The sequence below is a fragment of the Mesorhizobium escarrei genome (assembly GCF_935825525.1).
GTDB classification, from domain to species: Bacteria; Pseudomonadota; Alphaproteobacteria; order Rhizobiales; family Rhizobiaceae; genus Mesorhizobium; species Mesorhizobium escarrei.
Genome location: NZ_CAKXZT010000071.1, coordinates 1 through 306 on the forward strand (window position 1 = coordinate 1; position 306 = coordinate 306).

Sequence of the window (306 nt, forward strand, 5' to 3'; positions counted from 1 at the left end):
GATGTCTTCGCGCCCCCGAACGAGGCGCTCATTTACGTCGCCGTCCAGCCGGTTGAATGCAATGTGCCAGAGTCGCTTGTTGAGCGGTCCGGGGACAATCAGGGGTGGTGAGGGAGTGACGCCTGCGATGATGCCCTCGCCGACGACCAGGCGCTCCACGCGATCCGGATGATCCGCAGCGAGGGCATAGCCGATTCCCATGCCCGTGTCGAAGCCGATCATCGCGAAGCGCTTGTGGCCGAGCGCATCCATCAGCGCGATGAGGTCGTTGGCCTGCGTGCTGGAGTCGTACCCGTTCTGCGGTTT

General features: G+C 63.7%; 1 protein-coding gene. It reads right to left on the reverse strand.

Annotation, left to right across the window (positions count from 1 at the left end; translation table 11 throughout):
• The coding region (locus tag NMG80_RS04950; protein ID WP_254017107.1) for an alpha/beta fold hydrolase at positions 1–306 on the reverse strand (306 nt) is incomplete at both ends.